This is a genomic window from Arthrobacter sp. B0427-1-12, from assembly GCF_059092905.1.
In genome coordinates, this window is the sequence record NZ_JBNHIC010000049.1 from 1 (window position 1) to 23386 (window position 23386).

17 protein-coding genes and 2 pseudogenes are annotated in these 23386 nt (G+C 65.7%); 12 read left to right on the forward strand and 7 right to left on the reverse strand.

The window, feature by feature from the left end; all coding sequences use genetic code 11:
* Positions 1–233: 233 nt before the first annotated feature.
* Entirely contained in the window at positions 234–2390 is a 2157-nt protein-coding gene (locus tag AC5RWU_RS19710; RefSeq protein WP_494032938.1) for an amylo-alpha-1,6-glucosidase, read from the reverse strand.
* 1240 nt (positions 2391–3630) lie between these two features.
* On the reverse strand, positions 3631–3960 hold the full coding sequence (locus AC5RWU_RS19715; RefSeq protein ID WP_494032936.1) for a DUF6457 domain-containing protein: 330 nt from the start codon (positions 3958–3960) through the stop codon (positions 3631–3633).
* 225 nt (positions 3961–4185) lie between these two features.
* On the opposite strand from AC5RWU_RS19715, the gene katG reads away from it, so the two are divergent.
* Positions 4186–6480 carry a catalase/peroxidase HPI gene (katG, locus tag AC5RWU_RS19720; RefSeq protein WP_494032935.1) on the forward strand — a complete coding sequence of 765 codons (2295 nt, stop codon included), beginning with the start codon at positions 4186–4188 and terminating at the stop codon, positions 6478–6480.
* A gap of 775 nt (positions 6481–7255) precedes the next feature.
* Here katG and AC5RWU_RS19725 read toward each other — a convergent pair.
* The 3 genes and pseudogenes from AC5RWU_RS19725 to AC5RWU_RS19735 form a co-directional block, all read right to left on the reverse strand.
* Positions 7256–8226, reverse strand: a pseudogene (locus AC5RWU_RS19725) (quinone oxidoreductase family protein).
* A gap of 71 nt (positions 8227–8297) precedes the next feature.
* Positions 8298–9086 carry an IclR family transcriptional regulator gene (locus AC5RWU_RS19730; protein ID WP_494032934.1) on the reverse strand — a complete coding sequence of 263 codons (789 nt, stop codon included), beginning with the start codon at positions 9084–9086 and terminating at the stop codon, positions 8298–8300.
* A 175-nt stretch (positions 9087–9261) separates the two neighbouring features.
* Positions 9262–10614 carry an MFS transporter gene (locus AC5RWU_RS19735; RefSeq protein ID WP_494032933.1) on the reverse strand — a complete coding sequence of 451 codons (1353 nt, stop codon included), beginning with the start codon at positions 10612–10614 and terminating at the stop codon, positions 9262–9264.
* A gap of 257 nt (positions 10615–10871) precedes the next feature.
* On the opposite strand from AC5RWU_RS19735, the gene AC5RWU_RS19740 reads away from it, so the two are divergent.
* The 5 genes from AC5RWU_RS19740 to AC5RWU_RS19760 all read left to right on the forward strand — a co-directional run bounded on the left by AC5RWU_RS19740 (position 10872) and on the right by AC5RWU_RS19760 (position 16380).
* Entirely contained in the window at positions 10872–12278 is a 1407-nt protein-coding gene (locus tag AC5RWU_RS19740; protein WP_494032932.1) for an LLM class flavin-dependent oxidoreductase, read from the forward strand.
* A gap of 46 nt (positions 12279–12324) precedes the next feature.
* The gene (locus AC5RWU_RS19745; protein WP_494032931.1) at positions 12325–13650 is read left to right on the forward strand and encodes a flavin monoamine oxidase family protein; all 1326 of its coding nucleotides are present in this window, start codon (positions 12325–12327) and stop codon (positions 13648–13650) included.
* 9 nt (positions 13651–13659) lie between these two features.
* Complete coding sequence (locus tag AC5RWU_RS19750) at positions 13660–14172, forward strand: flavin reductase family protein (RefSeq protein ID WP_494032930.1); 513 nt, start codon at positions 13660–13662, stop codon at positions 14170–14172.
* A gap of 162 nt (positions 14173–14334) precedes the next feature.
* Positions 14335–15798, forward strand: coding sequence for an aldehyde dehydrogenase (NADP(+)) (locus tag AC5RWU_RS19755; RefSeq protein WP_494032929.1), 1464 nt, complete (start codon positions 14335–14337; stop codon positions 15796–15798).
* 345 nt (positions 15799–16143) lie between these two features.
* Positions 16144–16380, forward strand: a complete 237-nt coding sequence (locus AC5RWU_RS19760) for a hypothetical protein (protein WP_494037159.1) — start codon at positions 16144–16146, stop codon at positions 16378–16380.
* Positions 16381–16437: 57 nt separating this feature from the next.
* Here AC5RWU_RS19760 and AC5RWU_RS19765 read toward each other — a convergent pair whose 3' ends face one another.
* Both AC5RWU_RS19765 and AC5RWU_RS19770 read right to left on the reverse strand, forming a co-directional pair.
* Positions 16438–17079, reverse strand: coding sequence for a hypothetical protein (locus AC5RWU_RS19765; RefSeq protein WP_494032927.1), 642 nt, complete (start codon positions 17077–17079; stop codon positions 16438–16440).
* 58 nt (positions 17080–17137) lie between these two features.
* Positions 17138–17344, reverse strand: a pseudogene (locus tag AC5RWU_RS19770) (CNNM domain-containing protein); the annotation flags it as partial.
* Positions 17345–17576: 232 nt separating this feature from the next.
* On the opposite strand from AC5RWU_RS19770, the gene AC5RWU_RS19775 reads away from it, so the two are divergent.
* The 6 genes from AC5RWU_RS19775 to AC5RWU_RS19800 all read left to right on the forward strand — a co-directional run.
* Complete coding sequence (locus AC5RWU_RS19775) at positions 17577–17969, forward strand: hypothetical protein (RefSeq protein WP_494037160.1); 393 nt, start codon at positions 17577–17579, stop codon at positions 17967–17969.
* A gap of 369 nt (positions 17970–18338) precedes the next feature.
* Complete coding sequence (locus AC5RWU_RS19780) at positions 18339–18755, forward strand: hypothetical protein (protein WP_494037161.1); 417 nt, start codon at positions 18339–18341, stop codon at positions 18753–18755.
* Between the two features lie 726 nt (positions 18756–19481).
* Positions 19482–21521: an amylo-alpha-1,6-glucosidase gene (locus AC5RWU_RS19785; RefSeq protein ID WP_494037164.1), complete on the forward strand. Its 2040-nt coding sequence runs from the start codon at positions 19482–19484 to the stop codon at positions 21519–21521.
* A 239-nt stretch (positions 21522–21760) separates the two neighbouring features.
* Positions 21761–22102 (forward strand): DoxX family protein, encoded by a 342-nt coding sequence (locus AC5RWU_RS19790; protein WP_494037162.1) that lies wholly within the window; start codon positions 21761–21763, stop codon positions 22100–22102.
* Positions 22103–22320: 218 nt separating this feature from the next.
* Positions 22321–22734, forward strand: a complete 414-nt coding sequence (locus AC5RWU_RS19795) for a hypothetical protein (protein WP_494002657.1) — start codon at positions 22321–22323, stop codon at positions 22732–22734.
* A 153-nt stretch (positions 22735–22887) separates the two neighbouring features.
* Positions 22888–23386, forward strand: a 499-nt coding sequence (locus tag AC5RWU_RS19800; protein WP_494037163.1) for a hypothetical protein, incomplete at its 3' end; no start/stop codon positions are given.

The window sequence follows — 23386 nt, forward strand, 5'->3', positions numbered from 1 at the left end:
AAGATCCCACGCCGGGATGCCCGCATTCGCCGGGACGACCTCGACAAGGCGTTCGACGAGCCCGCACGAAGAAGAGCCGACCAAGGAGGAACAGGACCCATGTCGGCCAAGGCGCGCCGATAACAGGGCATATGACATTGGGTTGCTGTTTACTGCCTGGCATAACGGTCAGCAGCTCGGGACATGAATAGTTACTTGAGACGGTCGTGAGTCTTCGAAAAACATAGGGCACCCTATTTCTCCGGCGGCAGTTTGGCCTGTTCCACCAGTTCGGTTATCCATGGTCGGTGCCCGCGGTGAAGCACCAAGCCCTCGGGCAGATTTTGGACGGCCACGGCGGAACCGGAAATGTCGATGGTGATCCGCCCGGTGCCCGTGGGCGCGTTGGTGATATGGAGGCGGCCGAAGGACTCCGGGAGCACCGGGTCCAGCCACAGGCCGCCTAAGGAGACATGCGCGTCGTACCGCATCAGGCTCGTTACCAGGAAGATCGGCGTGGTGGCCGCCCAGGCCTGCGGTGAGCACGCCGTCGGGTAGGGCACGGGCCGGGAAAATTGGTCCCGGCTGAAACCGCAGAAGAGCTCGGGCAGCCGTCCGTCCGAGTAGTCAGCGGCCTCCAGCAGGGCGGTGGCGATCCGCTGCGCCTGCTCCACGAAGCCGTAGCGCAGCAGTCCGGCCATAATGAGCGCGTTGTCGTGAGGCCAGACCGAGCCGTTATGGTAGCTGGCCGGATTATAGGCACTCATGTCGGAGGCCAGGGTGCGCACGCCCCAGCCGCTGAACATCTGGGGAGACATCAGTCGTTCGGCCACCAGGGGCGCCTTGTCCTCGTCCACAATGCCGAACCACAGGCAGTGGCCCATGTTGGACGCGCAGGCGTCCACCGGCCGTTTGTCCCGGTCCAACGCGATAGCGTAGTAGCCCTTGTCCGGCAGCCAGAACTGTTCGTTGAACCGCCGCTTTAGCCGTGCCGCGCGGTCCCGCAGCTCGGACGCCAACTCCACGTCACCGGCGTCGTACGCCATCCAGGCACGCGCCATGTACGCGCCATGGACGTAGGCCTGCACCTCGCACAATGCGATCGGCGGCTCGGCCAGGGTGCCGTCGGCAAAGTTGATGCCGTCCCAGGAGTCCTTCCAGCCCTGGTTGATCAGGCCCCGATCGTTGAGGCGCTGGTACTCGACGAACCCGTCCCCGTCCCTGTCTCCGTAATCCCGGATCCAGTCCAGGGCACGGTCGGCATTAGGCAGCAGGGCGGCGATGGTCTCCTTGGCAAAGCCCCAGCGGCTGACGGACCCCAGTGCCATCACGAACAGCGGCGTCGCGTCGATGCTGCCGTAGTAGGCGGATTTGCCTCCCAGAGCCAGCCCGCTGGAGACATCGAGTCTGACCTCGTGCAGGATCTTGCCCGGCTCTTCCTCACTGATCGGGTCCACTGTGGTCCCCTGGCGGTCGGCCAGCGTCTGCAGGGTCCCCAAGGCTAAGGACGGGTCCACCGGCAGCGCCATTTCCGAGGCCAACAGCGAATCGCGGCCGAACAGGGTCATGAACCACGGTGCACCGGCGGCCACCACCACACGGTCCGGATGTTCCGGGTCTTCGATCCTCAGGGCGCCCAGGTCGTCGTAGCTGCGCCGCAGCGTCCGCTCGATGGAGCGGTTGCTCATGTGCAGCGCCGGAATCCTGGCCACCCACTCCCGGCGGCGCCGGTCGCGCGGGGACAGTCCGTCCGCGTCCGGGTGCATAAACGGCGCCATCGGCGCGGTCCCTTCAACGGCCGGCACCACGCTCAAGCGTCCAGTCCAGTGCCCGTGCGGCGCAACCACTGCATCGTAGGCCAGGGCTTCGGCTGTGGCAGTGGCGCCCTCTGCCGTCACGATGACGCCCTTGCGCACACCCTGCCAGGCGGCCCGGACGACCAAGGAACCATCTCCGGGCACGCGGATTTCGTCCCAGTGCCGCCGCGTCCGTGCCTCCTTCACCTCGAACAGATCGGCGAAATCCGCTTCGACATTGAACCGGATTTCGCATTCGACCGGCTCCGGCGAGTAGTTGCGGACCGTAACCTGTTCCAAGATCCCGGTACCCACTTCACGCAGCCGCTCCACGAGCAGCGGGCTGTCCGCATACCCGTCCGAATTCAGCACACGACCGGCAAAGAGCGCCCGATACGGCTCCTTTATCTCCGCAGCCAACGGCTCCAACGGCTGACCATTGACGGTCAGGCTCCAGCGGGACAGGATCCGGGTGTCCTGCACGAAAACCCCGTGCGGATGATCCGGACAGATGTCCCCGTTCGGCAAGGAAATGCAGAAGGACGACCCCTCCACCAGGGTCACAGTCCCGGCGCCCAGCGGCCCGGCAGCCGTATCGGCATTCCATCCAGCCATCTCCGGCTCCTTCAACGGATCCGCGCAATGCGGCGTTATGCGGATCCCCGCTCCGGTTCCGGGCGCCGTCTTCACCGCTGCAATCGACGCTACGCTTGTCTGCTCACAGGTACCAGAGCAGTTTCGGTGGCAAATGATTTGGTCTAGCTGTGGACGGCATCCACCGACGGTTCCGGGCACCGGATCCAAGGAGCATGGTCTTTCAATGCTTAACCTCGACTACGACATCGACGACAACGGCAGCACCTTCGACAGCTTTTTGACATCGTGACCTCCTCAAAGTCGAACGGCCACAGCGTCCCCCTGTCCGAGTCGATCCAACCATGGCCTCCGGCGAGGCAAACTGGCCTCAGACGCTACCTGCACCGTGCGGTACTCGTCGGGAGACGGGCGTGTGATGGACCTTAAAGACCGGTACAAATACCGTCCGTTCTTGAATCCCGGCCTTTGGGCGACCACGGCCAGCGATGGGCCCTGCGAAATCGTCAGCCGATAGCGCACCGGTCGATCCTCTTAGCATCGAAAATCTCTGCCGGCGTTCGGAAACTGAACTGCCGCCAGCGGGTGACAGGATTGATGGCCGGATGCGACAAGCCCAAACTCTTCGCCCCGCAACTTCGGCCACACCCCGGCCGGCCTGCTCGATGCTTGTCTGGGCCCCGGGCCGCCTCACCCTAAGCCCGCCTAAGTCCCCTCACACGGAAGGCGCGCAAATCTACCGCCCTCACTCACCCGTCATCATGGTGCCCCAAGGTGTAGGCCTGCCGTGCCCCCGCCCCTCCGGCCACCGTCGTCCTCGAACATTCCATCCTCGTCGCCGTCTGGCACATGCTCGCTGAGGGCGAATGCTACACCGACCCGGGAGCCGACTACTTCACCCGCAAGAACCCTGACCGATCCCGCAACCAAGCCGTGCAGTGCCTCCACGAACTCGGCTACGACGTCACCCTCATACCCCGAGACGCAGCCTGACGCACCTTACTTTCCTTTCGTACTAGGCCCCAGAGATGAACCGGCAGCAAGATCGCAGGACGGGACAGAACCGAGTGTTCCGTTTCAGCAGGTGAGGGCCGTGGGGGCAGCGGTTCCCGCCGTCGTGCCGTCCCATTCCGCCATACCTGCCTCCGCCGCTTTCATCCGTGCCGTCCGGAATCCTCCCGGGCATCGGTGAGGTCCCCTCGCGCCCGCGCAGGGGGTCCGTTTCCCGGTCTGAAGCGGCCCCCACGGCGCCCGGGTAACGTTACTGCGGGGTGTTTGCCCAGCCGTTACTGGCGGGACCAGCGTCGGCTTCGTCCTCGCACAACTGGAAGGCGACACCAGCAGCCTTTGAAATCGCCGCAGCGGACGAAGCCTTGGAATCACCGCTTCCTGTGCCGGTTTCCAAACCAGCGGCGTAACCCACCATGAACGTGGTGACCGGTGCCGCAGCGTGGATCACTGAGCCCGCAGATCTTCTGGCCAAATCAAGGAGCAACTCCTGGTCCACTTCCAAATCCAGGATCTGCAGAGCCTGCGCTAGCCGCTGACTCCACTGGGCTAAGATCCGTGCTTCGTCGTCGTCGACAGCCATCTTGCCTCCTTGGTAGGGCCACTCCGGGCGGGGCGACCAAGTTCCCTCGACAATACAAGGCTTTGCCGAGTAAGTCACCGACCTGATTTTTGTTTTGGTATATGTCCCCTTCACCTCGCAATCGCGCCGGGGGGCTCTCCTCGCGCCGTCCGCTCATGGTCAAATGGGAGGGTTAGACCGGCTGCCCGAGTCCGACCGCGGCCTCGGCCATATGGAAGGAAGCGCATGACCGATCGCCAGAACCACCCCCCGATCCCCACCCCGGGAAGCGCCCAGGGCCTGGACCGCAAGGTTGAGGGCGGGTGCCCGGTCGCCCATGACAGCGTGACCTCGCACGGCAGCGAGAGCGAGAACCCGGCGATCGACTCGCCGCAGCCCAAGGCGCACCGGCCGCGGACCGTCGCGGACTGGTGGCCGAACCAGCTCGACCTCTCCGTGCTCCACGCCCACCACCCGGCGGGCAACCCGCTCGGCCCCGCGTTCAGCTATCGCGAGCAGTTCCGGACGCTCGACGTGGAGGCGCTCAAGCAGGACATTATCGATGTTCTGACCACTTCCCAGGACTGGTGGCCCTCGGACTTTGGCCACTACGGTGGTCTGATGATCCGGATGAGCTGGCACGCTGCCGGCACCTACCGCGTCCACGATGGCCGCGGCGGTGCGGGGGACGGCGGCCAGCGGTTCGCGCCGCTCAACAGCTGGCCGGACAACGCCAACCTCGACAAAGCCCGGCGGCTGCTGTGGCCGGTGAAGCAGAAGTACGGCCAAAAGCTCTCCTGGGCCGACCTGCTCGTCTTCGCGGGCAACGTCGCCCTCGAGTCGATGGGCTTCAGGACCTTCGGCTTCGCCTTCGGCCGCGAGGACGTGTGGGAGCCCGAGGAGATCTTCTGGGGGCCCGAGGACACCTGGCTCGGCGACGAACGCTACATCGGCGAAGGCCAGATGGCGCAGGAGGTCGGCTCCACCGAGATGGGCCTGATCTACGTCAACCCCGAGGGGCCGATGGGTAATCCGGACCCGCTTGCGGCCGCAGCGTTCATTCGCGAGACCTTCAAGCGCATGGCGATGAACGACGAGGAGACCGTCGCGCTGATCGCCGGCGGCCACACCTTTGGCAAGGCCCATGGCGCCGGTGGCGCAGACGCGCACGTCGGCCCCGAGCCGGAGGCCGCCAACCTCGAGGCACAGGGCCTGGGCTGGCTCAGCACCTACGGGACCGGCAAGGGGCCGGACACAATCACCTCCGGCCTCGAGGTCACCTGGACGGACAGGCCGACCGAGTGGAGCAACCGCTTCTTCGAGATCCTGTTCGAGCACGAGTGGGAGCTGGTCAAGAGCCCCGCTGGCGCCAACCAGTGGGTGGCCAAGGACGCCCCGAAGATCATCCCGGACGCCCATGACCCGCAGAAGAAGCACCGGCCGGCGATGCTCACCACGGATCTCTCGCTGCGCTTCGACCCTGTCTATGAGAAGATCTCGCGGCGCTTCCTGGAGAACCCAGACGAGTTCGCGCTAGCGTTCGCCAAAGCCTGGTACAAGCTGCTGCACCGCGACATGGGCCCCGTCGGCCCCCACCTGCTCGGTCCGTGGGTCCCCGAGCCGCAGCTCTGGCAAGACCCCATCCCGGCAGTCGAACACGAGCTGATCGACGAGCAGGACATCGCCTCGCTCAAGGCCCAGCTGCTGAACTCAGGCCTGTCCGTCTCGCAGCTGGCCAGCACGGCATGGGCCGCGGCGTCCACCTTCCGCAAGACTGACAGGCGCGGCGGCGCCAACGGGGCACGAATCCGCCTGGAGCCCCAGCGCGGGTGGGAGGTCAACGAGCCCGAGCAGCTGGCGACTGCGCTGCAGGCGATCGAGACGGTGCAGCAGCAGTTCAACTCCGCCCAGACCGGGGGCAAGAAGGTCTCGCTGGCAGACCTGATCGTTCTCGGCGGCTGCGCGGCGGTGGAGAAGGCCGCCAGGGACGCCGGCTTCACCGTCACCGTGCCGTTCCGGCCCGGCCGAACCGACGCCTCCCAGGACCAGACCGACGTCGAGTCGTTCCAGTACCTGCAGCCGCGGGCGGATGGGTTCCGCAGCTACGTGCGCCCCGGCGAGAAGCTCCAGCCGGAGACCCTCCTGCTCGACAAGGCGTACCTGCTGGACCTCTCCGCGCCGGAGATGACAGCGCTCATCGGTGGCATGCGCACCCTAGGCGTCAACGTCGGCTGTTCCGCCCACGGCGTCCTCACCGACAGGCCCCAGGTCCTGACGAACGACTTCTTCGTCAACCTGCTCTCCCCGGGCACCCGGTGGAAGGCATCGGAGGCGGAGGAGAACGTCTACGAGATCAGCGACGTCGCCACCGGCGAGCTGAGGTGGACCGCCACACCGGTCGACCTGGTCTTCGGCTCCAATTCCCAGCTGCGGGCGCTGGCCGAGGTCTACGCGAGCGATGACGCCAGAGAGAAGTTCGTCAACGACTTCGTGGCGGCCTGGGTGAAGGTCATGGAGCTCGACCGCTTCGACCTGCGCTGACCGAGGCGTCCGGGGCCGGCTGCAGATGCGGCCGGCCCCGGAGCAGCCGGTCCAGAGGATTGTGGACGGGGACCCGATCTGCAGCCGGACGCCTGCCAGTCCTTGGGCGGTGACGTCCTGCCCAGTTGGCGAACGGCGGGAGCAGCCAGGCAGTGTCGGTTGATACTTCGACGACGATGGGATCGACGAGGGCGGCTTCTGTTTCTTCCTGGCCGGGATGGAAGCCGGCGAGGGTTGGCTTGACATGGTGTGGCCAGAGATGAGGTCCGGCGGGTAGCTTCAGCTGTCAGGCGAGCAGTTTCGCGGCCGCGGGTTTGAGTGGATCGGAACGGCCGACGACCCGCAGCCCGCCCCCCAATGGGCAGCCTGGCCACGATCGCTTCCGGGCGGGTGATGGGTCCTATAACCGCCGACACACTACTTCCCGCGTTCCCCCATGCTTGATCTTGAGCCATTGCCGTTGCCCGCCTTCGCAGGGCTGCCTATCGCCATTGATGACACGTGATTCGATGCCAATGGCCGGCCAGTCCTCAAACCAGGTTGCCGCCGCGTCCGGGTCGGTGGTGACCGGGGAGAGCTCCAGGACTTCAGTCTTTGCTCTCTTCCAGCAAGTTCCCGGCGGACGCGCAGAACTAAGCCAGACACGTCAGCTAGCCCATACAGTTCTAGGAAAAAACGCCGATAACAGCGCATATGACGTCGCCGCTACTGCAGGGGTGCTCGACCTGACTACAGCAAAAGCTCCGGGCACAGGCGGTTGGAGGGTGGCCGTGTTTCAGGGGATCAGCAGCAGCTTGCCCTGGACGGAGCGGGACTCCAGCAACGCATGTGCCTTCCCTGCCTCAGCAAGCGGGAAGGTTCCGGCCAGGCGGATCGTCAGGGAATTGTCGAGGACGGCGTTGAAGAGCTCGCCGGCGCGCCAGTTGCGCTCCTCTTCGTCAAGCAGGTAATCGTCGATGGTCGGCCGCGTGACGTACAGGGAGCCGTGGTGGTTGAGCTGCTGCAGGTCGAAGGGTGGGACCTGTCCGGATGAGCCGCCGAAGAGCACGAGTGTGCCGCGCTTACGCAGCGCTTTCAGGGACTCGTTGAAGGTGTCCTTGCCGACGGAGTCATAGACGACGTCGGCGCCGCGGCCGTCTGTGAGTTCCCGGACCTGCCCGGCGAAACCTTCGTAGCCGACCAGGGCGACGTCGGCGCCGAGCGAACGCGCGGTCTCTGCCTTCTCCTCGGAGCCGATAAGGGCCACGACGGTAGCGCCTGCCTCTTGAGCAGCTGCACCGCAAGCCCGCCGACCCCGCCGGCGGCGGCAGTGATCACGGCGACGTCGCCCTCCTGCACCGGGTACGTCGAACGGACGAGGTAGTGGGCTGTCAGTCCCTGTCCGGGGATCGCTGCAGCGACCTCATCGGAGATCCCGTCCGGCACGCGCAGGGCCTTGTCTGCGTCGGCATAGGTGCGGGAGGCCTGGGTCGTGGTGATCCGGTCGCCCGGCGCGAAGTTTTTGACCGCGGAGCCGACGCCGGCGACCACGCCCATGCCCTCGGTGCCGGGGGTGAAGGGGTACTCGACGGGATAGACGCCCTCGCGCTGGTAGGTCTCCATGAAATTCACTCCCACCGCGCCCGTCTCAAGCAGCAGCTGGTGGGGGCCCGGTTCAAGGCGGGGGCGTTCCCCGAGGGACAGGATCTCCGGTCTTCTCGACCATGACGGATCGGACCATGGCGTGTACCTCCTGGGGTTTCGCAAAACGGGAACTCCCCACCTCCCGTGTGCCCAGTTCGGGCTTCCGCCAGGTGAGTGGGAAGTAGCAGGGATGGCTATCCGAGGACCTTGGCGATTTCCTCGGCGGTGGTGCGGAGTTGTTCGACGGTGCCAGCGAGGCGTCCGGACTTCATGCGCTGCTCCGGACCGGTTGCGTTGAGCACGCCGAGCAGGAGTCCGTCAGTGTCACGGACTCCGACGGCGACAGCGAACAGGCCTTCTTCGAGCTCGTTGTCGATCACGGCGTAACCGTTCTCGCGGATCTCGTGGAGCTGGCGCAGCAGTGCTTTGCTGTTGGTGATGGTCTGCGGCGTGAAGGACGCCAGGGTCGCGGGCAGGAGCTGGGAGACCTTCGCGTCATCGAGTTCAGCCAGGACTATCTTTCCCGTCGCGCTGGCGTGCAGTGGGTACTGGCGGTGGATGTAGAGGTTTGAAACCTGCAGGAGTCTCGAGGCCGAGGCCTCCGCGATGAGGTCGTATTCCGTCTGGCCTTTGGTGAGCGCGAAGCTGACGGTTTCGTTGATGTCCTGGGCGAGCCGGTCGAGGATCGGCTGAACCTTCGCGGCCACTCCTGCCGTGGGATCGGCCAGCCGCCCGAGGCGGGCCATCTCCCAGCCGAGCATGTAGTTGTTCTCGATCCTGTCGACGAACCCGACCTGTTCCATGCTCAACAGCAGGCGGAAGGCGGTGGGGCGTGTCATGCCAACGTTCTGGGCCAGTTCGGTGACGGTGATCCCGCGGGGATGGCGGCCCAGCTCGCGCAGCAGCGTCATGGCTTTGACGACGGACTTGTTGGTGAGGTCCGGCGCCTCGGCGCCCTCTGAGTCTAATTCGGTTCCCGGCATGATCACGTTTTCCTCTCGGGCCGGCATCGCCCTTTGGTTGCAGCAACACCACCTTATGCGGTGAACAGTCGCCCAAGCCCGACGCCGGAGCGCTCCTTTGGTTGGAATTTGAGCGCCTGGAAGGTGGGACGGCACGATGGTCCCCCACCACCGTGCCGCCCCACCGGCCTTTGGACTACTTCCTGTTGCTCCCGCCGGAAGCGGCGCTGAGGACGAGCCCCTTGGTCTCCGGAGCCAGGAAGTGGGACACGACGCCACCGATGATGGAGACCGCTGCGGCGAACACCATGGTTGTCGCGACGCCCAGGCCTTCCATCGAGACCGGCAGGACGAATGTTCCTACAGCGGCGCCGATGCGCGACGCTGCGGTCGCGAAACCTACGCCGGCTCCGCGGATCTCGGTGGGAAACAACTCTCCCGGGTAGACGCCGGTTAGTGCGGTGGACACAGCGTTGAAGAAGGAGAAGATCAGGAAGCAGAGGATCACGACGGTGGGTGACGCGCCGGCGAACAGGCCCACGAGGAGCAGGGCCGCGGCTGAGATCCAGAAGGGCGGGATGGCCAACTTGCGGCGGCCGACGCGCTCGATGAGTACGACTGAGGTGATGGAGCCGAGGACCACGATGCCGTTGAGCGCCAACGCTCCGGTCAGGCCATCCTCAAGACCGAATTGTGTCAGTACGACCGGGGCGAAGGTGGCGATCGCGAAGTATGGTGTGACGTTGCAAATCCAGAAAACGCAGACGAACGTGGTCGTCTTGATGTGCTCCGGAGAGAAAAGGCGGCGGAAGCTGGACTTGCGGACCTTTTCTTCCGTGAGGTCACGCTGCTCTTCCTCGGTCAGGAACTTGGCGGCTATCGCTTCGGCCTCCTGCACACGCCCCTTACTCATAAGCCAGCGCGGTGATTCGGGGGTCCCGATGCGCATCAGGAAGACGATAACGGTCGGAATGGTGCTCAGGCCAAGGACCAGCTGCCAGTCAATGGCGATGGAATTGACCAGCACGTAGCCGAGGGCATACGAGATCAGGTACCCGACGTACCAGGCGACTTCCTGGATGGCGAGAAGCTTGCCGCGCAGCTTGGCCGGCGCGAATTCGGCGAGCAGGGGCCAGCCGATGGCGTAGTCGGCACCGATGGCCATGCCCATGGCGAGTCGAACGAGGAACAACGACCACGCATCACCGACAAAGAACTGGGCGATTGAGCCAATTAGGAACACCGCGAGGGTGAAGATGAACATCGGCTTTCGGCCGACCTTGTCAGCCAGGTATCCACCAAGCGGTCCGCCGAAGAAGATGCCGATCAGGGCGGAGGCGCCAATGAGTCCCTGCCAGGCGGCCGACAGTTGCAGGTCATCCGCAATGGAGGGCATGACCACGCCGATGCCTCCGAGGATGAATCCGTCGATAAACATGCCTCCGGCGATAACCAAGCTGAGCTTGCCGAGGAAGCGACGCTGCTTCAACTCGACCGGAGACAGCCCGGGCCGGCTGCCGGGAGGCGATTGCGTGCTCGTAGAAGTCACAGTGGATTCCTTGTCTGTTCTGGGGCGCGAGGGCCTTCATCGAACGGCAGCCTCAGATGCTGCATTGGAGGGTCTCACGATGTTCAGGATTTGAACGCTGCGTTCGAAGATATGGCAAACATCACAGCGAGTCAAGATTTTGAAATCCACAAAAAACCCGTTGACAGTGACCAGCGCAACAACTAAATTGAACGTCACGTTCATAAATTGAACGTCCCAGTTCTCCCATTTCAACGGTGCAAGGAAGTCTCGTTGCTATGAAAAACCAACCCCTGAGCCTTTTCGCCTTCGACGTCAATGCCCCTGCCCATCTGACCGCCGGCTCGTGGCGCGACGAGGCGGACCAGGGCCACCGCTACAAGGACCTGGCCTACTGGAAGGACGTCGCCCGAATGCTCGAAGGTGCCGGCTTCGACGGCATCTTCTTCGCCGACACTGTCGGTTACCACGACGTCTACGAGGGCCGCCCAGACGCGGCGCTGCGCGATGCTGCGCAGTTCCCCGTCAACGACCCGATGCTGCTGATCAGCGGGATGGCGGCCGTGACCGAACGGCTCTCCTTCGGCATCACGTGCTCCGTGTCCTATGAGCAGCCGTACCTGCTGGCCCGGCGTTTCAGCACCCTGGACCACCTGACCGGCGGACGCGTGGGATGGAACATCGTCACCTCGTACTCCGAGTCCGCGGCGAAGAACCTGGGGATGGGGCAGCAGCTCGAGCACGACGAGCGGTACGAGCTGGCCGAGGAATACATGGAAGTCGTCTACAAGCTGTGGGAGCGCTCATGGGAGCCCGAGGCCGTGGTGCGTGACAAGGAGGGTGCGACTTTTGTCGATCCGGCCCGCGTCCACCCCATCGGGCACGCAGGCAAGTACTTCTCCGTCCCGGGCATGCACCTCTGCGAGCCCTCCCCGCAGCGGACCCCCGTACTGTTCCAGGCCGGCGCCTCCCCCCGCGGAATGTCCTTCGCCGGACGCCACGCTGAGGTGGTCTTCATCAACACGGTCTCGGTGGAACAGGCCCGCCGAAGCGTCGAGAAGATCCGGCAGGCCGCTGTCGAGAACGGTCGGGATCCGCACGACATCAAGGTCGTGGTCCTGCTGACGGTCATCACCGCGCCGACCGACGATGAGGCACAGGCCCTGCACCAGCAGGCTCTCGAAAACGTCAGCATCGAAGGCGCACTGGCCCGCTTCGCCGGCTGGACCGGCGTCGATCTGTCCACTACCGATCTGGACGCGCCGCTGCAGCACGTCAAGACGCGCGGCGTGCAGTCGATCGTGGACATGTTCTCCAAGGCCGATCCGGACCGTGTGTGGACGCCGCGCGCCGTGGCCGAGTTCCTTGGGATCGGCGGCACGGGCAGCACCATCGTCGGCTCACCGGTAACGGTCGCTGCCGAAATCAAGTGCTGGCGTGATGAGGCGGACGTGGACGGCATTAACCTCAGCTACACCACTAAGCCGGACGGCTGGAAGCGCTTCATCGAACACGCCCTGCCCGAACTGCGCCGCCAGGGTCTCGTCGCCGAGGCTCCTCAGGATTCCGACGGGCAGCAGCTGACCCTCCGCGAAAAGCTTTACGGCCCCGGGAACCAGTACACGCTGCCCGGACACGCGGCCACCGAATACCGCACCCCAACCGCCGTCACCCTCGCGTCGTAGCGCGATCCAGGCAAAACAAGAAACACACGAGGCAGGAGAAACTCATATGACTGAAACGACCGATGTCGTTGTCGTCGGCGCCGGATTCGCCGGGCTGATCACGGCCCGCGAACTCACCCGCAAGGGCCTGAACGTCGTCGTCCTCGAAGCCCGCGACCGGATCGGTGGCCGCACGTGGACAGATCACCGGCTCGGCCACGACCTGGAGATCGGCGGCACTTGGCTGCACTGGACCCAACCGCACTCCTGGGCCGAGGTCACCCGCTACGGCCTTGTAGTGACCCGCGGGCCCCGCTCCGAGGAGACCTTCTGGCTGGCCGGCGACGAGGTGCGCCGAGGCACGCTGGAGGACTTCATGGAGCTCATCAACCCGGGCATGACCCGTCTGCTGGAAGACACGATGAAGTGGATCCCGCGCCCGGACATGCCGCTGAAGGTGAGCGGGATCGAGGAGGTCGACCAGTTCAACCTGCAGGAGATGCTCGACGAGCTGGACCTCTCGGTGGACGAGCGCAATGCCAACGAAGCGGCCTGGGTGGGGCACTTCAACGCCCCGCTTAACAAATGCGCCTACACCAACGCCCTGCGTTGGACTGCGGCGACCGCCGGCTCGTGGCACCTGATGCACGAGGCCTCGGCGATTTTCCGCCTCGCCGGCGGCACCCGCAGCCTGATCGACGCCATCGCCGCGGACTCGGGCGCCGACATCCGGCTCGGCTCCCCGGTCCGCTCGATCGAGCATGGTGCAGAATCCGCCGAGGTCACCTACGGCGATGGCCGCACGATCTCGGCCTCCCGGGTCGTCGTCACGCTCCCGCAGAATACCCTGCACCAGCTCGACGTGACCCCCGCCCTGCCGGAGGGCAAGATCCGCCCGAGCACCGAGAAGACCGCTTCGCAGGGAGTCAAAGCCTGGATCCGGGTCCGCGGCCCCATCAAGCCGTTCTTCGCCTACTCCTCCCAGCACCACCCGCTCTCGGTCGTGCGCACGGAATTCATCAGCGACACCGACGCCGTGCTCGTTGCGTTCGGCGCCGACGCCAAGCGCCTCGACGTCAACGACATCGAGGCCATCAGCAGCGCGCTGAAGGTGTGGCGTGATGACCTCGAGGTCCTGGAGACCACCGGCCACGACTGGATGGCCGACGAGTACTCGCAGGAGACTTGGCTGATCCAGCAGCCGCGCCAGTTGACCAGGTACCTCAAGGCCCAGCAGCAGAACACCGGCGTGCTGTACTTCGCCAGCGGCGACTACGCCAACATCTGGGCCGGCTTCATCGACGGCGCCATCGAAAGCGGCTTGCGCGCGGCGCGGGACGTTCATGCCAGCATCACCACCACCGCTACCGCCCAACTCACCCCGGCAACCTAAGGAAGAGTCATGAGCCTCGCGACCCTCACCCCGACAGTCCAGCCCGACCACTACCGCTCCGTCATGCGTCATTTCCCCACCGGCGTCGCAGCGCTCTGCGCAACCGACCCGGAGACCGGCAAGCCCTGCGGCCTGATCGTGGGCACCTTCCAGGCCCTGTCCCTGGAACCGGCGCTGGTGACGTTCAGTGTCGCCCGCACGTCCACGAGCTGGCCGAAGATCAGCCGCTCCGGCGTGTTCAGCGTCAACCTGCTCGCCGACGGCCAGCAGCACATTTGCAAGGCGCTCTCCAGCAAGGCCGACGACAAGTTCGCCTCGATCGAGTGGGATCAGTCCACCTACGGCAACCCGCACATCGCCGGCTCCCTCGGCTGGATCGACTGCTCGATCCACCAGGAGCTCGACGGCGGGGACCACGTGCTGATCGTTGCCAAGGTCCTGGAGATGACCGCCGCCGATGGTGAGCCCCTCGTCTTCCACGGCGGACGGCTCGGCGGCTTCCGCGAAAGCAACGCGGCCTGAGCCTGACGCACCCACCGGTACTGCTTGGAACGCCACTGCGGCAGCCCAAGCAGCACCGGATTCCTGCTGCGAGACCACCGCCGACTGACAGGACCCGATGTACAGAGCGGCCAACCGCAGAGCTTCGGAATCCCCGCCCTTCAACGCTCAAGGAGCCAACCCATGACCATCACCACCGCCTCCACCGCTATGACTCCCAGGGAGCTGGAGGACATCCTCGCCACAGCGCACGCAGCTGCCGGCCCCTGGGGCGCCCTGCGCCCTGCCGACAGGGCGGACGTGCTCGACTCAGTGGCCGCCGCTCTGGACGATGCGGCTGATGAGCTGATCCCCCTTGCCGCCGAGGAGACGCACCTGGCCCAGGGAAGGCTGTCCGGCGAACTCAAGCGCACCACCTTCCAGCTGCGCCTCTTCGGGCAGGTCCTCCGCGACGGCACCTACCTGGATGCGCGGATCGACCACGCCGACCACGAATGGCCCATGGGTGCTCCCCGCCCGGATCTGCGCCGCAGCTACCGCCCCATCGGCCCGGTCGTCGTGTTCGCCGCGAGCAACTTTCCCTTCGCCTTTTCCGTGGCAGGAGGCGACACCGCCTCCGCTCTGGCTGCGGGCAACCCCGTGATCCTCAAGGTGCACTCCGGCCATCCGAAGCTCTCCGCCCGAACCGGCGAGATCGTGGCGTCGGCCCTGCAGGCCGCCGGCGCCCCGCAAGGCGTGTTCGCCCTGATCCACGGCACCGAGGCCGGGAGCACGGCGCTCCGAGACCCCAGGATCAAGGCCGGCAGCTTCACCGGCTCCATCCCGGGTGGACGGGCGCTCATGGATCTCGCGGTCTCCCGCCCCGAACCTATCCCGTTCTACGGAGAGCTCGGCAGCAACAACCCCGTGTTCGTCAGCCCAAGCGCTGCGAAGGCCCGGGGCAAGACGATCACCGAGGAGTTCATCGCCTCGTTCACCCTCGGTGCCGGCCAATTCTGCACCAAGCCCGGAACGATCTTCGTCCCCGCTGGCTCCGGGATGGTCGAGTACCTGCGTTCGGCTGCCCTTCCCGAGGGCGCGAAGCTGCTCAATGAGCGAATCCAGTCCGGATACATCGATTCCCTCCAGCAGCTCCTGTCGCACGAACACATCACCGTCCTCGCCCAGGGCTCGGACCCTCTGGCCGCTCCGCCGTCGCCCACGCTCCTGCTGACCCGCGCCGAGCACGTCCTCACCGCCCCGCAGGAACTAGAGGCAGAATGCTTCGGCCCCACCGCCGTCGTAGTTGAGTACGACGACGAGTCCCAGCTCGTGCCTCTAGCCAAGACTTTCGAGGGTCAACTGGCCGCCACCATCCAGGCTGAGGACGACTGTCCGGTGGCCGAGCTCGTGGAGGTCCTGGCCGGCAAAGCCGGGCGCGTGCTGTGGAACCAGTGGTCCACCGGCGTCTCCGTCACTTACGCCCAGCAGCACGGCGGCCCCTACCCCGCCACCACCGCCCCGGGCACCACGTCGGTCGGCACGGCCGCGATCGAGCGGTTCCTGCGCCCCGTTGCCTATCAGGGCTTCCCGCAGCACCTCCTGCCCGAGGAACTCCGGGACAACAACCCCCTCGGCGTCCCCCAAATGATCAACGGCCGCCGCTGATAATTGGCAGGCAAACCAATAGGTGGGCGGGCGCAGCGGCAACGGCCGACACGCCCGCCCATTCACCTGCACCGGCTTTCATCACTCGTTCGCTTGTCAAGGTAGTTTGGATCCATTCCTGCCATCGGAGAAACCGTCAAGCACGGCGACCAGCGCGGAGGGGCACTACGGTTTCCACCGGCGTGGGCGATTCAGCGTGGCTCCAGATTCTTCCGCTTGCCGATAACAGCGCATATGACACCGGATATCCCTTTAGCGAAGGACCGTCAGGTACCGGCAGCTTAGTTGTTCAGCCATGACCTGGTTTGGGCCTGACGATGAAGGCCCGCAAGGAATTCCAAAGCTGTGGTTTCGATACTTTCCGGCATGGGAAATCTCAGCCTCAGCAACCCGCGCATTGGTGACCTGTCCGACCTGCAACCCGGTGACCGCATCGAGGCCCGGCACAACGGCGTCACCCACTACTTCGGGCAGGTCGACCACACCGTCCCCGGGTACGGAATCGTGTGGATCATCGAGGGCGTGGGCGGCCGGCCCAAGCTGCTGTACCAGGACGAATACGACCTGCATCACACCCGCTGACCGGCCCGGCAGGTACTGCCCACGCGGCCGCCCGCCCCGGCAGGGTCGGGGACCTGTTCAGTGGCCCTGCAGCCCGGCGGCGGCTGCCTGCCCCTGGCGCAGGGGCGGAATGGCCAGTGTCAGGCGGGTGTCCTGCTGCGGGTCGGTGGCCTCGATCGAGAATTCGGTGGCCTCGGCCGGTGCGAGATAGCTGATCCAGACCGGTTCACTGGTGCCCGGCGGGATCAGGCCCGCGCCGCGGCTGGCGTCACGCGGGGTGACCGTGGGTCCGTTCGCGCCGACCTTCAGCCGCAGCTGGCCGGGTGAGAACAGCCTGGGCGCCCTGCCGGTGTTGGTAACTTCCGCTTCGATGAGGATCACATCGGCCCAGGTCTCGTTCACAGGGCCCCCGGACGGGGCACCGTGGCCGCTTCCGTGGCCGGCTGAAGAGCCGGCTAGGGATCCGGTGCCTGCGACGTTGGCCATTCGGCTGAAGTCCGCTGCCCCGGGGGTTCTGCTGAACACGGGGGACCCGGCAGAGGTGAACCGCGGGGAGCGTCCGGCGCGGATGATCCGCACCACCCCGAAGGAGGCCGCGGCGGACCGGGCTGCGGTGCGTGCTCCAGTGGAGGCGATGGCGTAGGCGGTCGCGGCCGCAGCGGCAGCGGTTCCGGCGGCAACGGTGAAGGTGCGGCGCGTGATCCCAGGAGCGGTGATCACAGGGGCGTCCGGCCTCCATGAGATCAGGGGAGCTGCTCCCGGTGATGCGCCGGGGTTATAGACTAATACCGAGCTGGGCTCCGGAAAGATGCGTCGAGGTGATCTTCAGTGCCCTGATCGTCGGCCCGAGCCGCTTCTCGCCACGGGACCGGCGGGCTTCAAGATCGGCGCGGTCCAAGTTGACCAGGGCGAATTCCGAGGCCACGAACAGACCGGTACCGACGGTGAGGACCAAGCCGATACCGATCATGATCCATTCATACATTCGGGCGCCCCTCTCCCGTGATGGCCGGAATACCGGTCAGGACATAGAGGGGCAAGGGCATGTGTGAGGGAGGGTCATCCATAGTTCGTGAAATTATATCTGCACGCCCTCGAAGCAACCTGCATGCCGCCTGCACGTAGCATCCGGGCCACGCAGGGGTGTACGAGCCGCATTTCAGATCTTCCCCTTCCCTGCGCTATCTTTCCTGCATGTACCTGCGTTCGCTCCGCCCATGAGCTCCTCCGCTGCCCGGGCCGACATCATCCTGGAAGTGCTCGGCTCCGGGCTCCTCATCCTGGGACTGGCCTTTCTCTGCGCCGCCCTCGCCGCCCACTGCATCAACGGATTCTGGCTCCAGGCCCGGGCGGTGGTGTACGCGGCCGAGAACCGGACAGGCCTGCGCTGGCACAGCCCGCGGGACGGAACCCGCGAAGCGGTCCTGCCCGAAAACCCGAGGATCATGATGGCCCCGGGAACCGAACTGACCATCTACTACCGCCCCGGCAAACCCGCCAACGTTTTGCTGAGCCCGCCGCACCGCCCACGCATCCCGGCCACAGCCGGTACGCTGATGACCCTCACCGGCACCGCAGCCTCACTGATGCCGCTGATCCTCCACCCCTGAATCCCGCCGCGGCCCGCCCCATCAGCCGGAACACCGATAACAGCGCATACGTAAAACTCGATCAGGTGCCATCGGAGAATCTGGAGCCGCGGGGAGACAGAGCCGACCTGCTGATACGGATTACTTATGCCACGGTTAATGCTATGCAGAATTGGCGGGTTACCTTATCTAACCAACGAGGAGGGCCGGAGGCTGATGGCGACGGGGTAGACGGCAGAGGCCGCGGCGGGCTGCTGAGGGTCTTCAGTCCGAGTGCGCAGTGGGTTCGGACATCGAATCCGGCAGGAACGAGCAACAAACGGCAGCGCACTCATACTGCCATCCATAAGTATGAGTGCACCGCTGCGGCGCCGGGTGTTAACTGAACTCATGGAACCCGGCCGTGAGATCCCGGCGGCGGTCTTCGAGACGGTGGCCCGCGGCGGTGCCGTCCGGCTGCGCCAGGGCGATACTTTCTGCGCTGTGGTGGATGCCGGCCGGCTGAGGCGTTTCCTGGCCGAGCATCTGCCGGCCAACGTGCAGTGGATACGCGAGGGGAACATTGAAACCGCGTTCATACCCGTGCTCAATGTAGCCGCCGAAGGCACCTTCTACGAAATGCGCGAACAACTGATCGCGGGTCTGCGTGAATACGCTAAGGACTGGGTGGATGGCCTCCGTCGGGCCCCCAACCACACCGGTAACTGGCCGTGGGTCCAGCTCATCCAACTGTCGACCGACGCGCAGCTGTGGCATTGGCTGAATGCTTCGGCCGGACCGGCGTCAGGGGACAAGGAGACTTTTTGAATCCAGCCTGATTCAAATGCCGGTTAGGGCGGGATGACCATACACCTGCGCGGGTCATCCGCTGGGCCCGGCGCGTGGCACCGGCGTCGCCCTCCGTGGCGGAAATGATCGTCCCCTTCATGAGGATGTGCCAGGACCGGGTGAAATCATCCACGTCCGTCAGGCTCGCCTCCCCGGCCAGCAGACCGACCTGGTCGTGGATCTTGGCCAGGTACCCGATGCTGGCCTGCCCCAGCGGATCCCGGGCACCCATTCCAGCAGCACATTAATGAAGGAACAGGCATTGAAATCCTCGGCCAGGATCTATCTCTGCAGTCATACTGTTAGCGGTCCGGTGTCGCCGCAGGCCCGTTGATGCTGCATGGGAAAACTGCCGCTGTCCGGACAGATCCGACACCTGGGATGTGGTTTCGCAGTAGTCCCGAACGGTACGGCCGGGGCCGGACCGATAGTGCGGGTTTTTTCCGGGGATTTCCTTGACGGCATGAGCCTGCAGAACATGAAATAAGTGAACAAGCACCGCAGGTTAGGCAGTCAGCCGCAGCGGTCCCGCAGCCGGTTCCGAAAAACGGATCGCCGCTGCGTGCAGTTCAAAGAGAGCCACCCGTGAGAAAGCGCCCGCGCACCCCTGAATCTTCCGATACCCGGAGCACACCGCCGCAGCAGCCGCCGGTCGTCAGTGGTTGGAACACCGATGCTGCGGCGGGGCCGCTGGGCGCCGGCGCGGTGACGGTGGTGGAAGGATCCTCCTTCTGCATTTCCTCGGCCGGCGGTGACATGTTTCCCTGCCTGACGCAGGGCGTCTTTTACCAGGACACGCGGATCCTGTCCGGCTGGGCTCTGACCGTCAACGGTCTTCCGCTCGAGCCCCTGTTTCCCCGTGTTCTGGAGCCGTACCATGCGCTCTTCATCGGACGGGCCCGGCGCGCGGACGGGCGCGCCGACTCTCCGCTGGTGGTTGAGCGTGACCGGCTGGTCGGGGCCGGCCTGCGCGAGGACCTGACGGTCCACAATTATTCGGCCCAGCCGGCCGAGTGCGTCCTGGAGCTGCGGGTGGACGCGGATTTTGCGGACCTCTTCGAGGTAAAAAGCGGTCGGTCGGTTCCCGCGGCGCAGCTGATACGGCAGGTCCAGGGCGATGAACTGCTGCTTGAAGCCGTCCGCGACGGCCGCCGCCGGGGCATCCTCGTACACGGCCGGGGCGCCGAGGTAAACGAGGACCTGCTCCACTTCGAGGCACTCATTCCGGCACGCGGGAAATGGTTCACGAGCATCATCGTCACTCCGCTGGTGGAACGGGACCGGCCCGCCGACCCGTTTGTCGCCACGAACTCCGTAGCAGAGTTGGAGGCGGCACGCCGCTACCGGGCCTGGGGAAAATCCGCGCCGCAGCTGGACGTGGCAAATGAGGACATCGAGCTGGTGCTGCGGCGCAGCCATGAGGACCTCGGGTCGCTGCGGATCTTCGACCCCGACCATCCGGGCCGCGCGGTGGTCGCCGCCGGCGCCCCCTGGTTCATGGCCCTTTTCGGCCGGGACTCACTGCTGTCCGCCTACATGGCGCTGCCGGTGGATCCTTCGCTGGCCCGCGGCACGCTGCAGACGCTTGCCGAACTGCAGGGCACCCGGGTTAATCCGGACACCGAGGAGGAACCCGGACGGATCCTCCACGAGGTGCGCCTGGGTGTGAGTGCCGGGGCGGTCCTTGGCGACGGCACGGCGTACTACGGAACGGTGGACGCGACTCCCCTGTTCGTCACCCTGCTGGCCGAGCTGAACCGCTGGGGAATGGAGGAGGATGTCCTGCAGTCACTGCTTCCGCACGCGGATCGGGCCCTGGGGTGGATCCGGAACTACGGGGACCGGGACGGCATCAATTTCGCCGACGGCCGGCTGGCCGAGCCGCCGATCGCTCTGTGCGAGGTGCAGGGCTACGTCTACAGCGCCTATCTTGGCCGCGGCCTGCTGGCCGCCGCGGCCGGTGATCAGGACCAGGCTGCTGAATGGGGCCATCGCGCCGCAAAGCTGAAGGAGGAATTCAACCAGCGCTTCTGGCTGCCGGACAAGGGATACTACGCCCTGGCCCTGGACGGCCGTAAGCGCCCGGTAGATGCCTGTGCCTCGAACATGGGGCACTGCCTCTGGACCGGAATTGTCGATGATGACAAGGCTGCTCCGGTCGCGGCCCGGCTGATGTCCCCGGAAATGTTCACGGGCTGGGGAATCCGGACCCTGGCATCGGACATGGGCGCCTACAACCCGGTCAGCTACCACAACGGCTCCGTCTGGCCCCACGACAGCACCCTGGCAGCCACCGGGCTGATGCGCTACGGCTTCGTCGAGGAGGCCCGGAGGGTGGCCGGCGGCCTCTTCGACGCAGCCATCCACTTCGGAGGACGGCTGCCCGAACTGTTCTGCGGCTTCGGCAGGAACGAGCATAACGTGCCGGTGCCCTACCCCACCTCCTGCACGCCCCAGGCCTGGGCCGCAGCCTCCCCGGTCCAGCTCATGCGCATGCTCCTGCGACTGGATCCCTATCTCCCCGCGGACGAGCTGTGGCTGGACCCCGTCATTCCGGCAAACTTCGGCTCGTTCCGGGCCGAGAACCTGCTGCTCGGAAACTCCCGGATTTCCCTGACCATCACAGGAGAGAACCTCACCGTGGAAGGCCTGGCTTCCGATGTACGACTGCATCACGGGGCACGCTCACCGCTGGCGGAGCTGCAGGCAGTCAACGGCCCGGGACCCGAACAGCGCCGAAGCTAAGCCTCATATCGCCAAACAGTTTCCAGTCCACTCGTCCCGGTCGCACCTGCGCACTTCGCGACACCCAGCCGGTCGGCAGGTACTTGGCTGATCTTCGCCGTGCCATACCCTGCCGTACGGCATGGAAATGAGCGTCCCGCGGACTCGGCCTGGCCGGTCGTCGTGCCCGCGGCGATCGAGCTCAGCGAGGGAGTGATCAGCCGGAAGCCCGTGGCTTTCGTCGCGCAGGGCTTCGAGATGTGCAGTTCCCTCGGCGATGGTGGCGGATCCTTCCGCCGATTACGTTCGCGGCGGCCGCCGGACTCGTGGCCGGCTTTTGGATCCCCTACCTGGGGATCGTGACCTGTGTGGCGCTCGTCGCCTGCTTCCTCGTGGCGATCGGTGTGTACACCCCCGCCCGCGACTTCAGGCGCAATCTGTTCGTGAACGCGACCGGAACACTCAGGGCCGGTGTGTTTGAACTGCGGCACCCAGCGACAACCGCCGGTACCGCGGCCGGCCCCGCGATGTGGTCGGCCGGGTCTCCTGCTTCCAGCCATTCCCTGGCGCTGACCGGTCCGGCAAAGCTGTTGCACTCCTGACCGGAAAGCCTGTGCTCTCGCACCGTAAACGCCGATGGCAGCGTCTGCGTTGATCCAACAGTTTCCGCAGAGACGTAGCACGGGACGGCCGTGTGATCGAAACGTTAGCAGGACACGTACCCGGCACCCGGGCTACGGGCGCGGTACTGTGCAGACTGGTAGGCGTGTGCCGGTTCCATCCGGCACCCAAGCCAGGCTTTGCTTCATGAGGGGGAACGATGCCAAGCATCAAACGCACGACGGCCATCGCCGCCGTCGGTCTTATTGCTGCCGGGGCCACGGCCGGAGGCGTGTACATCGCCGGCCAGGCGGTCGCCGACCAGAGCACCATCCGCTGCTTTCCCGCTCCTGAGCTTGAGGCCGATGACGCCCTCAGCCTGGCGCACCCGCGCAACAGTCCGCCGGCCGAAGCGATCGAGCACTGCGCGGACCAGTGGCGGAACGGCACACTGACACGGCACGGTATCAATCCGGAGGCCCTGGATCCGGACAGCGGTTTCGACCCGGAGGATACGACCATCACGTTCACCGTGCCGGAACTGAGCGCCTGCCTCTACGAGGACGAGGTCGGGGTCTTCCCCGGCAGCTCCCAAGTCTGCCAGCGGCTGGGCCTGAAGCTTCTGGAGGAATAGCCCCTGCCGGAGGATTACCGCCGGAGGATTACGGGAGGCCCGCCTCCGCGTGCCGCTTGAGCCTGCGTGCCCGGGTCGGGGTGACAGAAAAGTCTGCACGGGTGGCCGGGTCAGGCGTAGCGTGGGGAACATAGTTTTTCGCAGGGAGCCTTGGTGGAACGCATCGATGTCGGCGTGATCCGTCTGCGGATTCTGGGCGACCGGGTCCCGGAAACCGCCGCGGCCCTCGCCTATTGGGAAAATCATCTGGACCCTGCGGGGGAACTGGTCTTCCCCCACAGTTTCAAGGGTACTCCGGTCGACCGGCACGGCCCGGTACGGACCGCCCGGTACGTGGCCCAGTTCGTCTCAGCCGAAGTGACCGGGCTCAGATGCCCAAAGTGCGGCGGTATCCTGCCCCCGGTACCGGTTACATCCCGCGCCCAGGCGCGCCGGGTGTGGCAGGACCGGCACAACCCCGACACCGGGACTGGTTGCCCGACCTGCATTCAACGGATCCGGACCTGGATCAAAGCCGCCGATCACGGCCTGCCGGCGGGCATCAGCCCGCAGACGGTTCTTGCCGCCGAGGCCCTGCGGCAGACCGGCGCCTGGGGCGAGCATATTGGCGGACAGGCCCTCATCGAGGCGCTGCCGTGCTCTGACGTGCAGC